The 12,290-nt window shown below is 50.4% G+C and carries 15 protein-coding genes; 6 read left to right on the top strand and 9 right to left on the bottom strand.

Features of this window, described 5'->3' with window-relative positions; translation table 11 throughout:
* Nucleotides 1–18: 18 nt before the first annotated feature.
* From FKG94_RS08505 to FKG94_RS08495, 3 genes are all read right to left on the bottom strand, one after another.
* A complete protein-coding gene (locus FKG94_RS08505) occupies nt 19–429 on the bottom strand; it encodes a RidA family protein (protein WP_142903801.1) in 411 nt (136 codons plus the stop codon).
* Between the two features lie 179 nt (nt 430–608).
* The gene (locus FKG94_RS08500; RefSeq protein WP_142903800.1) at nt 609–1,283 is read right to left on the bottom strand and encodes a VOC family protein; all 675 of its coding nucleotides are present in this window, start codon (nt 1,281–1,283) and stop codon (nt 609–611) included.
* Between the two features lie 70 nt (nt 1,284–1,353).
* Complete coding sequence (locus tag FKG94_RS08495) at nt 1,354–2,280, bottom strand: alpha/beta hydrolase (protein ID WP_142903799.1); 927 nt, start codon at nt 2,278–2,280, stop codon at nt 1,354–1,356.
* 435 nt (nt 2,281–2,715) lie between these two features.
* On the opposite strand from FKG94_RS08495, the gene FKG94_RS08490 reads away from it, so the two are divergent.
* The 6 genes from FKG94_RS08490 to FKG94_RS08465 all read left to right on the top strand — a co-directional run bounded on the left by FKG94_RS08490 (nt 2,716) and on the right by FKG94_RS08465 (nt 6,677).
* On the top strand, nt 2,716–3,105 hold the full coding sequence (locus FKG94_RS08490) for a hypothetical protein (protein ID WP_142903798.1): 390 nt from the start codon (nt 2,716–2,718) through the stop codon (nt 3,103–3,105).
* A gap of 286 nt (nt 3,106–3,391) precedes the next feature.
* Complete coding sequence (locus FKG94_RS08485; RefSeq protein ID WP_218943481.1) at nt 3,392–3,811, top strand: cupin domain-containing protein; 420 nt, start codon at nt 3,392–3,394, stop codon at nt 3,809–3,811.
* Nucleotides 3,812–3,876: 65 nt separating this feature from the next.
* Complete coding sequence (locus FKG94_RS08480) at nt 3,877–4,332, top strand: SRPBCC family protein (protein ID WP_142903797.1); 456 nt, start codon at nt 3,877–3,879, stop codon at nt 4,330–4,332.
* Between the two features lie 662 nt (nt 4,333–4,994).
* Nucleotides 4,995–5,501: a T6SS effector amidase Tae4 family protein gene (locus FKG94_RS08475; protein WP_142903796.1), complete on the top strand. Its 507-nt coding sequence runs from the start codon at nt 4,995–4,997 to the stop codon at nt 5,499–5,501.
* 8 nt (nt 5,502–5,509) lie between these two features.
* Nucleotides 5,510–5,758: a hypothetical protein gene (locus FKG94_RS08470; protein WP_142903795.1), complete on the top strand. Its 249-nt coding sequence runs from the start codon at nt 5,510–5,512 to the stop codon at nt 5,756–5,758.
* A gap of 25 nt (nt 5,759–5,783) precedes the next feature.
* Nucleotides 5,784–6,677, top strand: coding sequence for a hypothetical protein (locus FKG94_RS08465; protein WP_142903794.1), 894 nt, complete (start codon nt 5,784–5,786; stop codon nt 6,675–6,677).
* A 119-nt stretch (nt 6,678–6,796) separates the two neighbouring features.
* On the opposite strand, the gene FKG94_RS08460 is transcribed toward FKG94_RS08465, so the two are convergent.
* From FKG94_RS08460 to FKG94_RS08435, 6 genes are all read right to left on the bottom strand, one after another.
* Nucleotides 6,797–7,351 carry a BMC domain-containing protein gene (locus FKG94_RS08460; RefSeq protein ID WP_246125042.1) on the bottom strand — a complete coding sequence of 185 codons (555 nt, stop codon included), beginning with the start codon at nt 7,349–7,351 and terminating at the stop codon, nt 6,797–6,799.
* A 2-nt stretch (nt 7,352–7,353) separates the two neighbouring features.
* Nucleotides 7,354–8,688, bottom strand: a complete 1,335-nt coding sequence (locus FKG94_RS08455; protein WP_142903792.1) for a 4Fe-4S dicluster domain-containing protein — start codon at nt 8,686–8,688, stop codon at nt 7,354–7,356.
* Nucleotides 8,689–8,718: 30 nt separating this feature from the next.
* On the bottom strand, nt 8,719–8,997 hold the full coding sequence (locus tag FKG94_RS08450; protein ID WP_425460041.1) for a BMC domain-containing protein: 279 nt from the start codon (nt 8,995–8,997) through the stop codon (nt 8,719–8,721).
* Between the two features lie 54 nt (nt 8,998–9,051).
* The gene (eutL, locus tag FKG94_RS08445; RefSeq protein ID WP_142903790.1) at nt 9,052–9,708 is read right to left on the bottom strand and encodes an ethanolamine utilization microcompartment protein EutL; all 657 of its coding nucleotides are present in this window, start codon (nt 9,706–9,708) and stop codon (nt 9,052–9,054) included.
* Nucleotides 9,709–9,963: 255 nt separating this feature from the next.
* Entirely contained in the window at nt 9,964–10,878 is a 915-nt protein-coding gene (gene eutC / locus FKG94_RS08440) for an ethanolamine ammonia-lyase subunit EutC (RefSeq protein ID WP_142903789.1), read from the bottom strand.
* 11 nt (nt 10,879–10,889) lie between these two features.
* Complete coding sequence (locus FKG94_RS08435) at nt 10,890–12,254, bottom strand: ethanolamine ammonia-lyase subunit EutB (RefSeq protein ID WP_142903788.1); 1,365 nt, start codon at nt 12,252–12,254, stop codon at nt 10,890–10,892.
* Nucleotides 12,255–12,290 lie beyond the last annotated feature (36 nt).

Below are 12,290 nucleotides of genomic sequence, written 5' to 3'. Positions count from 1 at the left end.
CAGTGACACCGGGTTTATTTATCCCTCCGGTACAATGGCCATCGCCTCGATTTCAATACGGAAGTCGGGGTTGGCGAGGCAGTTTACGCCGATCCAGGTCGCTGTTGGCTCCCTGCCTTCCGGGAAAAAAGCCTTGAGTGCTCGACTGATAGATTCAGATTCCTCAAGTTTGTAATCAACGATATAGATTCTTAAAGAAATAACGTGCTCCAGCCGGGCTTGTACGGATTCCAGTGCAATCTTCAGGTTCTCCAACGACTTGGACGTCTCGGCATACAAGTCGCCAGCACCGATTAACGTCTGTCCGGCATCCCAGGCCACCTGCCCGGAAATAGAGACAATCCGTGTACCTTCAGATGACACAGCCTGGGAGAAACCATATTGGGTGCTGTTAAAGAGTTCTTTGGGATTACCTCTCGTAATACGCATTGTTGTAAAGCCTCAAATAACGAAAATATTAGATAATCAGTGTTGTAATGCGAAGTGAACTTGCGGGTGGAAGTGGCAGTCGTCTTTATAGACGACGCTTGCGGTTGTCTTATCTTCTGGCTCTCATCAACTAGCAGTAGAATACTGCACACCAGATCAATACAAAATCAGCTCGTCCGCTACATTGCTTTGTTAAACACTCTATGACTAGATAATTTCCTGATTCCCAAAGGTGTGCTGATATGGGCTATCAGACAAGGGGTAACATTTTTTGGCAAGTCTTTGACCTCTACAAGACCAGAAGCGCCAACAGATTCCAGGGCATGTTTCAACCACAACGAATTCGGGTGATAGATTTCCAAACCGCGAAGTTTGCAACCTAAATCTGCCATATCAAGCGAGGGATGGATGTCTGTTTGCCACTCGATCGCATAGGGCAACATACCTCCAGCCAGTAGCCTGCCGTCTTCGGGAAGCCCAAAATACCAACTTAATTCTCCGCGGCTAATCAACTCCGCTCGCCCAAGTGAAAAGACTGCTCGCTTACCTAATTCAATCAGGTTTTTTGTATTTATCACCCAGGTCAATAAAGTTGGCTCTATATCTATCTGCTGTCGTACAAAAGGGTCATCGAGACCATACCACCTCGGATGATCAGGTGATTCAAGGTCATGGTCTATTGCTATTACTTCAAGAAATGTATGATTCCCGAGTTGCATTAGGTGGTTATGTGTTCCCATTTTTATATGGGCACCACCATAAGGGATATCAACACCCAATAAATCCTTCACATAGTCAACGCCCTGTTTTAGGCTGGCAGCCCCGATAACGAGGTGATCCATTTCAACACGCATATTGCCCACACTATTGCTAAGTTAAGCTGCCCCAACCGGGTTGACAGAGGACCACAAACCGCTTTGGCGGCTATATTTTTTCCGGAAAAGCATATTTTCTAAAAAAGTCCAGGGAAGCGCTGAAAACCTCAGAGGCTTCTTTTGGTCGCGATTTCTTTAAACTGTGCTTACCACCCTCTACTTCGATATATTCAAATACATGTCCTATAGCTTTTAATTCAAGGGCAAACTCGCGAGACATAGCAACAGGCACTCTTTCATCAGCAGTCCCGTGCGCCAAAAAGAAAGGCGGATCGTTTTTATCCAGGTAGGTTATTGGTGATATTGCCGCAAGCGCCGCTTGTCTATCTGGATTGTCGGTGTCAATAAACCGCTTCACCACGGCAAAATCTCGATACTTAACCCGCGTAAAATCAGCAATATGCGCAGATTGTGAAATGACCGCCCGTACAGAAGAATCAAAGTCCGGATATATTTCGTGGTCAGAAAATCCGCCGGCATTTCCAGTAACCCCAACCATGGTAGCCAAATATCCTCCACTCGACACACCACTAACGATGATGCGATCAGTATCAAGATTGAAAGTTTTAGCGTGTGCCTTCAAAAAGCGAATCGCCGCTTTTACGTCTTCTACGGGGGCTGGAAAACGATACTTAGGCGCAAAACGGTACATTACGCTAGCGGCAACAACACCTCGCTCAGCCATTGCCTCAATACGTTTGTTGAACTTACTCTTATCGCCTTTGATTAGACCCCCGCCGTGTATTAGCACGAGCGCCGGGCGCGGCTCGGCACTCTCATTGCTGGGCAGCGCGATATTTATACGCAACATAACCCCATCTACTTCGCCAATTGGGATATCTGTCTTTAGGCCAGTAAATGCACCTATATTTTTCACTCGAAAATCTATGGAGTCTGAGGCCTCTACTTCAGATTTCGAATAGGCGGCATTAGAAACCGCAATAGTTAAAATAAACAGCAGAAAATATTTTTCCATTAGATTCTAACCACTCTATGTTACCTACTTTTCACGGTTTTTGACGATGTAGCAATTTCTTAAAAGACACACAAGTTTTATAGCTGGCGCACGCTCGAGTTACCGGCGCGATAGCATATATACCTGTAAAAGGGGCCTGCTATCCTTACGTACCTTACCTGTACACACCGAAAAAACTGTCTATTTATACAGCTTATAGGGTTATTGTCAAATGTATTTCTCCCCTTATACTAAGACCTTGCTCGTTATCTGCCAGAGCACAGCGGCAGAGACCAGGACTTGGGTACTTAAGACGACAGAAAAATCCGCTGTGCCCGGGGCGGCAATAGCGCGTTTCCATAAACCCTTTTCTGATCAGAGACTTAGACCGCATAGCGGATATCACAAGAAGCAACGCGAGCATGCGCAATATACAAACGTTATGGTTTACAAAATATGAAAATATTAGTCACTACCTTGCTACTTCTGATCGCTAACGGGTCACAGGCATGTAATGGTGATCAAGGTATTGCGTTGGCTGAAAGGGCAAAACACTTTGTGAAATACTATGATTATGTGGCTCAGGTCAGACTGTCTGAACTCGGCAAACTGACGGAACAGGTTCAGCTGGCCACGTTTGAAGTCATTCATACTTACAAAGGTAATGAATCCAAAACGGCTACCATAGAGAATCGTCTAAATACAAGTTGTTCGAAGGAATTTTTAGACAAGGGTGAAATTTATTACGTATTTGCCAAGTTAGGTGTTTCCAATTACAAAATCACAGGGGGTACGTTTGCCAGCGAGCGACGACTCAAAGCAGCTAATATTGAGTTTAACCCATAAAAAATGGTCGGTATGCCTTAGACCGGGATTCTAGTTGAGATAGACAGATTGCAGTTTTTTATAACACCGAGGATGATATCCGCAACGGCAAGCAAAATGGCGAATATTTAAAAACTCAACACCGCAGCAAACAAAAATGGTGTAAATCCTACACTGGTCAAGCGGTAGCGATGCAGTGTGAATCCAGCCACAGTACGTAATCAGTCCGTCAACCGAATCCGCTACAGTGCACTTGTCCGATTACACAAAGGTCAAGGCAATATCCAAGTCAACTTCAGAGGCAAATATGAATCGAAAGGCCGGACTAAAGCCCCTGGTTCTAGATCCTAACGATGGTCGTACTTACCCAATGGGTCGAATGTCTGCTGTTTTTAAAGCAGACCTCCAAGAAACAAATTCAACGTTATCCGTATCCGAGTGGTGGCTTGAACCCAATACAGAAGGCCCTCATATTCACAAACATCCCGAAGCCCATATTTTCTATATTATAGAAGGCCGCCTGGCGGTCTACCTCGAAGAAAAAAACTGGTTTGAAGCAAAGAAAGGTTCATATATTTATATACCCGGTGAAACTGAGCATGGCTTTGAAAATCGAAGTCATGACAAAGTTGGTTTTATGTCTATTAACACGCCGGGTGGATTTGAAGAAAGCATTCCGCATATTGTGAATTATTTCAACGAAAACCCCCTCGGTGATGCCAACTAATCACTTGGCAGGGCACATCAATTGCCAGCCTAAGACCTAAAAGCACCAATCTGGGGATTCGTAAAATGGGAAGAAACGATTCAATCGTCGTAGAGGCTCAAATGCTTATTCACAAACCGGTTGCTCAGGTTTTTGAAGCATTTGTCAATCCGAAAATTACCACAAAATTCTGGTTTACAAAGAGCAGCGGACGGCTTGAGCCGGGGAAGAAGGTGCGCTGGGACTGGGAGATGTTCGGCGTTGGCGATGATCTCACGGTCAAAGAGTTCGAAGAGAACCGACGCATAGTGGTTGAGTGGAACAATAATCCGACTATTGTCGAATGGCGCTTTGAGCCACGTAAAGACGGTGCGGCATTAGTAAAGATATCCAACAAAGGCTTCGGTGACGAAGTGTTGCCCCTGGTTGTTGACGCGAAGGGCGGTTATACCATGGTCCTTGCCGGGCTTAAAGCATGGCTGGAGCATGGCATTGAGCTTAACCTGGTTCGTGACCAGTTCCCGGATGGATGTCCAAGCTAAAAAAGCCACAATACGCCCGCTGCCAAAATCCATTCGAGTGAAGCCAAAACTGTAGATCGTGACGGCAGCCTATAGCCTGGCCTGAGCATAATCTGAGTGACTATAGGATCTACCAGCGTTAATATCCGGCCTGATCATCTGCAATCCAGGTACCATTGTAAAGTAACAGATTTATGCGAAAGCAACTCGTAGGTCCTCTAGGATCGAGAAAGAGACCAAACTGTACTTGATCTCTACGGGTGAAAAAGTAAACAATACCGGCATCCATTATTGCTCCCCGGTCTTACAAAAATCCTTTTTATTTCAGGAGAATATTTAAAGAAGCGACACTATCGATACTGAAAAGGCCTACCTCGGTGACTTATCGCCCGGCGGGGCAAATAGCGCCACTTTTGAGGTTAATTTTGCGATTCAAAAAGCAACAAAAGAGGCGCGGACTCGCGGCTACCAGTCGCTTACTGGTCAAACTAATTCTGCTCGCCCTGCTCGGTGAACACTCGACACGGGCGACTTTATCAATACCGACGATTCATATAGGCAAGCTGCGCTTGCGGTAATATCAACCGAAACCTAATTGGATAAAAACGATTCGCCTTTTTTTGACTCAAAGTAGCCGCGGCTTATTCTTGCGTGTAAAGCTAATAACAAAAGAGGATATATTCGTGAAATTTAAAACGTTATGGGAAAATTTTCCAGATAAAAGCACAGTTTCCTCACGATGCTTTAATAAACAAAAAGCGAGCGAGAAACCCTTTGGGAATTATTGTGCTATATTGCTTAGCGAAAGCTTTATAAAATCTGGAATAAATATAACCAGCTTAAGTGGAAAACGATGTTGGTCACATGCCGGCATGAAGCATCTACTACTTGCTGAAGATTTTGCAAACTCCCTCAAAGGAAAAGTTATTCCCGGCATTGAGAGTTTTCAAAAGATTCAGCCAGAAAGCTTTCAGTTAACACTAAAGGAAAAAACAGGAATAATATACTTTAAAGATTACTGGCAGCGCGGGCGAGAGAGTTTTGAGCAAAGAAGCGGAGATCATATTGACCTATGGAACAAGAATGAAATTACGAGTAGTGGTATGTTTATTCGGTCAATCCTTGAGTTCTTCGGGCGAGTAAGTGATCTAAACAAGTCTCGCGAAGTATGGTTTTGGGAAGTAAAGTGAGATAAATCATGAAAACATTCATTACCTATGCGTTTTTAACCCTCTTAAGCTTTATGGTTAATTTTGCAATTTATAACTACTCGTTCAATACTCAAGCAACACCCTATTTGCACGAAGAGCAAAGAGTGGATAGCGGTATTTTAATGCTAAAGATCACGATGCCTGCCTTTTTAGTTTCGTCAATTATTTTTGCAATTATTTTTTATATGCTTTCCAAGAAAATTATGACAAAAAAATCCAACCAGCGCGATACATAATTTTTATAAACCCAGGATCAGAACCGTGAATAATTACTGGACGATAATATTAGGCTTTTTAGCCGGAATACATCTGGCAGCCGCTGCTCATGCCGAAGATTTATTAATACCCATCGACCTCAAGACAGCCGAAAAAATAGTCGAATATAATGGAAACGCACTAAAAATAGCGCTCTATTTTTCGGCGCGCCACAAAATTGTAACAATCAACGAAAGACTGCTCTTGGATGAAGAAAGAAGAGAGCCATTTATTTTATCATTGTTCGATGGCGAGAAGCTTATGGTAAGGCCCCAGGCTATTCGAGAACATAACTTTAGGCGGACATCCTGGACAGGTGAAATACTGTACCCGTCAGTAGAGGATAAAATTCAGCAGACGAAGCAGATGAGTCCAGAACATGCAGATTTGGTCAGATCATTAACCATACTGAATTTGAATTTGTTGTCCTGGAATATCAACAACGTATCTGGTGAAGCGGCTTTAGCGTCTAAACCTGCAGAAGAAATGGCGTCAAAAAAAATAGTAGCGACTGAGGTAAGGACTGCTATAAGAACTGCGAACCAATTTGAGAATAGCAATTACGCTGAAGTAGAAAGACAGGCGTTTAAAACGGTGAGAGGATCATTTAGATCATTACGAACAAACAGAAAGTACAATATCGAGAGTCTTCAGTTTACACCAAGATATCACATTCTATATGAGATCGATCCAGAAAAAAGTTATCATGGAGTAAACGAGATTCCTATAGAACGCGTAGCCAGAAAAAAGCAGTTACTCTTAGATGTGGATAAAGGTGAAGAGTTGCGCCGCCTCGTGGAATCAGAGAGGAAAAACGAGGAAAAAATTCTACGTTTTGAGCAGTTTTTAGACGGTCTCGTCAAGGACAACTCAAACATAAAAGTTATGGGACGGTTATGAAGAGCGGTTATGAAATTCCTGTTTTTGGAAACTATTTTTTTGTTGTCAGCACTCATACCAGTTGAAGGAATAGAATGAGAGTACTGGACCAGGTATTGCACAAGCCCTCCACAAAACGGCTAAACTCTGTCGCGCAGTATCTCCTCCCGGGGCTGGGGTATAACGACTTTATCCACCAGCACACCCTTGTCGCGGATATGGGCGGTACCCGCCTCCACCGCGGCGTTAACGGCCGCCACATCGCCGGTAATGGTGACATAACCCTTGCCGCCGATCGCCATCGCCAGGTGCACGTCGATCAACTCCACATCTGCCGCTTTCACCGCGGCGTCGGCCGCCTCGATAATGGAGGCTACCGAAAACGTCTCAATAATACCGAGCGCCGCCGTGTGCTCGATAACCCGCGTGCCGCTGATAGCAGCAAACACGGAGCGGTGTACATTGGGAATAATCAGCTCGTCGACGATGGTTTCGCTGCCCAATGCCAGCCCGGCATCCATAGCGGCCTCCACCGCCGCCACATCGCCCGCCACCATCACCATAAACTTGCCGGGGCAAATCGTACGGTTAAACAAAATATCGATATTGGCAGCCTTGAGCATGGCATCGCCCACCGCATAGCCTTTGGCAATGGAGTTTAACTCGATCATACCGATCGCACTGTTGTCGTTCATCATCACTTTCCGTCCGGTAAAATATCTATCCGCTCGGCTACCGCCGTTACCTTGCCGCTGACACTGGCGTGCACCGGCACACCGAGACCCGAGGCCGGCGCCGCCGCAATCACATCGCCCCGGCTAACCCGATCGCCCGGCTTCACTGTCGCCACCGGCGCAGTACCGAAGCGCGCTTGCAGGGTAATGGCAACACGCGCCGGTACACCCCCATAGGCCAGCCAGGGCGCCGGTTTCCTGGCGTAGCTCTCCAGACCAAGACGCCGCACCAAGCGGGCGGTGGGTACACCGCGATACTCGCGCATACTGTGCAGCGGACGGGTTTGTGCCTGCAACTGCGCGGCACTCTGCCACAACCCCGCCTCTTTCAGGTTGCGCTTGGTGGCAACGCAGACATCGCGCGGGTTGAGTTGCTCGGGACAGGCCCACAGGGTACACACATTGCACTCACAGCACGCCTGGGCATGCACCGAAAGTGTTTCGCTGGTGGGCCCGGTGGTCAACAGGGAGCGCATCACCAGATGCGGTTGAATGGGATAGCCCAATAAATAGCGCGGGCACATTTCCGTGCACAGGGTGCACTGGTCGCAGGCGGCCTTGCCGATGCGCGTAAACTGCGGCTCCGACTCCGACTTTATCTTTACCACATGGGCCTCGCGCGGCACCACCAACAGTCCGCTGGTGGTGGCCGTTATCGAGGTGGAAAAATCTTCCACAATGTCGCCCATCATGGGCCCGCCGTCCATAATCACCGGTGCCGCGCAGGTAACGGCGCCGGCGAGCGCCAACGCTTCGGCAAAGGGCATACCGATCGGCAGCCAGGCGGTAAACGGTCGTTCGACTTCTCCGTGCACGGTCACCATCGTGTGGGTAACAGGTTCACCGCGGGCGGCGCGCTGCACATTGACCAGTGTCTCTACATTTTGTACCAGCACGCCCACATCCCGCGGCAGACCGCCGGCCGGAATACGTTGTCCTGTGATCTCGTAAACCAGTTCGTATTCGTCACCGGCGGGATAGACATTGGGCATGACTTTCAGTTCGATGTCCGCCGGCAACCGCGGCCGGAGGTGTTCAATAGAAGCCTGATGTTTCTTTTTTACAGCCAGCACCATACGACCGGCGCCGGTCTCGCGCTGCAGCAAGCGCATGCCTTCCAGCAGCGCTTCGGTAAACTGCTGAATAATCACCTGATCCTTATTCAGCAGGGGCTCGCACTCGGCGCCGTTGGCAATCAGGACATCGACCGGACTACCGATTTTCACGTAGCAGGGAAAACCGGCACCGCCGGCGCCGACCACCCCCGCCTGCCTCACCTGCTCCACCAGTTTACTCATGGCTTGTTCGCCCTCGCTGATATCGATACATTAACTGGCGTTAAACGGCGTCGCCTGTGTCAACCAGTCAGCCAGTCCGCTACCGGGTCTGGCGATTACATGGGCCGCCTGCAATTCACCCAGCCCGGCAGCCGCAGCGGCACCCGCCGCCACCGCCACCTGGCAATCGGCCAGTTCGCCGACGCACAGAATCAGGGTCAATCCGGCCCCCGGTTGACGGCGCCGGTACAGGCGCACCCGCGCACTTTTCACCATGGCGTCGGCCGCTTCCAGCGCTGTCGTCAATCCCAGGGTTTCGACAAAACCCAGGGAAGTTTCATCAAGTTCGCAATCGGGCTGCGGCTCATCCAAGATACGCAGCACCTAAATATCGAGCGGCTGCGCAGCCACATCCAGCACTGCCTGCTGAAACGCATCGCAGGCGGCTTTACAGGCGGCCTGGGAACCGGTCAGGTAACCGCCGCCGAAGTTGGTTTCCGAAGGCGGTGCAAAAAATGCCGCTATCTCGACATTCGCCGCCTTCAGCGCCGCATCCATGCCGAACATGGCCTCCAGGGGCGGCGCAATCAGGTATGCCAGCGCCTGCCCCCGCGGCACATTACCTTCTTTCGACAGGTAACCGCCGGTAGCTGAGACCAGGTGGGCGAAGAACGCCAGACTGCCGTCTGCATTGGCGGCTTTGAAACAGGCTTCGTGCTCGATAACTTCCCGCGCACGTTGCAAACCGGCGCGCACATCGGCGGGCCCGGGGCCGGCCAGCACGCCGATCACCTCGCCCGACAAAGGCCCGGACGCGTGGGCGGCGCCGGCGTAGAACGAACGCCCGTAGACCACTTCCACATCGGCCGCTTTGGTGGCCTCGTCCAGCGCCACATAGGTCACATCGTCACAGTCGGCGGTCAACATACCGATACAACGCTGGTTTTTAGTGAGCTTGAACTGCTCAGCCATGGCCGGGTCCACCGCAGCAATAACCCGCGTTGCCAGCACTGATGCTTTGATATCGTCTAAAACAGCCATGGTATTGGTCCTCTTGTCATCTTTGGCTGATAGGGTTGCTTACTGCTTAGGAATACATTCGTGCTAATCAATCCGGTCCGTAACAGGAAGTAGGGGTTTAAAGTTTCGAGACCTTGTGAGGCATGGATGCCGAACCAGCCAAAAGTAGGTGCTTTAAGCAAGCCTACAGGGAAGTATTCACAGCGTGTTTCTAGAAGCCCTACGCCTTGCCGGACCGAATCAGTTAGCACCAAACTACAATTACAATCCCAAAAACTACCGCTTCAAATTAAGCCCACTGGCCTTCTGCTCAAGCATCTTCCCCGCCAGATCGACAATCACCGCCGCCGCTTCCACGGGTGGTGTACCACCCTGGTGAATATTGGCAATCACCATCCGATCGGATTCCACAGTCTTTTCCGTCGGCGCGTAAACACAGTAACAACTCAGGCTTTCCGACTGTCCCAATCCAGGCCGTTCACCGATCAACAGCAAATTGGCCTGCGCCTGCAACAACTGCCCGATTTCATCCTGCGCTTTCACCCGCCCATAGCGCAAAAAGAAAGGCGTGCCCACATCGAAGCCGGCGTTTTTCAGCCCCTTCAACAACGGCGGTATGATTTCATCGAGATTGTGGGTAATCGCATCGGTGCTGAGACCGTCCGATATCACCACCTGTACCTGCGGGGCCTTCTTGCAGCGCTCTGTAATAGTCTTGCGCGCCTCGTCCGAAAGCTGGCGACCAAGATCCGGGCGGGTCAGGTATTCGCTCTTATCCGTTATCTTGGATTGCACTTCCCACAAGTCGTGCTCGGCCAACCAATCGGCCGGCACCTCCTTCACCACCGTGTCCTTGGAACGGGAGTGGTCGGCGACAAAACGCAACAGGGAAATCGTGCGCGGCCTCGGCCCCGCCCGCCCCTGGCAGACCCGGGCGCGGGTCTGGCCGATCATATCGTTGTTGATACTCTCGTTGACAGCGGCGCGAATCCCGTTCCAGCGGATAAATTTTTCCAACCCCAAATCTTCCAAGCCGGCACCGGCCTGCGTATCGACAGCGCCGGACGTTGCTTCTGCCGCAGGCTTTACAGCGCCCGGTTCCACCTGCATGATACGTCCGGGAGCAGGATTTTTTTCACCCAGCTCTCGCAACACCGAATCCACAATACTCTGAATTCTTTGCTCGTCCATTGTATCGCCCCTTATTCAAAAAAAATCGACGGATCGCCGGCCCGGGCGGTCAGCTCTCCCCGCTCCATCAGCCCCATGGATTCCATCCACGCCTCGAATTCCGGCGCCGGACGGTAGTCCAGCAGCCGTCGCACCGTAGCCACATCGTGATAACCGGTGGTCTGGTAGTTCAACATGATATCGTCACCCATCGGCAGCGACATAACATAGTTGCAACCCGCAGCGGCGAGCAGCACCGTCAGGTTTTCATTGGAATTCTGGTCGGTATCGGCGTGGTTGGTATAACAGGCATCACAGCCCATAGAGATGCCGGTCAGTTTACCCATAAAGTGGTCTTCCAGCGCCGCGCGGGTGATCTGCTGGTGATTGAACAGATATTCCGGTCCGATAAACCCAACCACAGTATTGACCAGGTGCGGCTTATAACGTTTGGCCAGACCGTATTTACGCGCTTCAATAGTCACCTGGTCGGCCCCGAAATGGGCGTTGGCCGACAGTGCGGTGCCCTGGCCGGTCTCGAAGTACATCATATTGGAGCCGGCCAGCTTGCAGTAGTGTTGCCCCAGGTCATAGGCTTCATCAAGCAATTCCACAGTTACGCCGAATTCACCCAGACCTTTTTCGGTGCCCGATAAACTCTGGAAAATCAAACCGGCCGGCGCGCCCTTCTCGATCGCCTCCATCTGGTTGGTGACGTGGGCCAGCACACAACCCTGGGTCGGTATCTGCCATTTGTCGATCACCTCCTGCAAGGCATCGAGGATACGGCGGGTGTTTTCCACCGACTCGGTCACCGGGTTGACACCAATGACGGCATCGCCGCAACCGTAGGCTAGGCCCTCGTAAGTCTGCACCAGAATACTGTCGACATCATCGCGGGTATCGTTGGGTTGCAGCCGCGAGGAAAAGCGCCCGGGCAATCCCACGGTACTATTGGCCTTGGACACCACCCGCAGTTTCTTACCGCCGACCATGAGATCGCCGTTGGAGCAGATTTTACAGACCGCCGCCACCATTTCCGAGGTGAGTCCCTTGCGCAGTCGCTCATAGTCTTCATGGGACGGGCCGTCACCGAGGATATACTCGCGCAGTTCGCTGACCGTCCAGTGTTTGATGTCGTTGTAGACACCGGTGTTGACCGCGTCCTGAATCACACGGGTCACGACATCCTGTTCATAGGCCACTACCGGGTTCTCGCGCAGCGTCTCCAGGCGCATTTCGCTCAGCACCTGTTTGGCGGCGACCCGCTGCTGCGCCGTCTCCGCGGCAATCCCGGCCAGGACATCGCCGGAGCGCAGTTCGTTCGCCTTGGCCAGCACGTCTTTCACATCGCGAAACTGGTAGACCTGGCCGAAAAGTGTGGTCTTTAGTTGCATCGAATACCTCCTTGGTGCGCCTTGTCTATACAGAAA

Source organism: Exilibacterium tricleocarpae, assembly GCF_007004655.1.
Classification (GTDB): Bacteria; Pseudomonadota; Gammaproteobacteria; order Pseudomonadales; family Cellvibrionaceae; genus Exilibacterium; species Exilibacterium tricleocarpae.
This window is presented reverse-complemented; position numbering and strand designations above follow the sequence as displayed.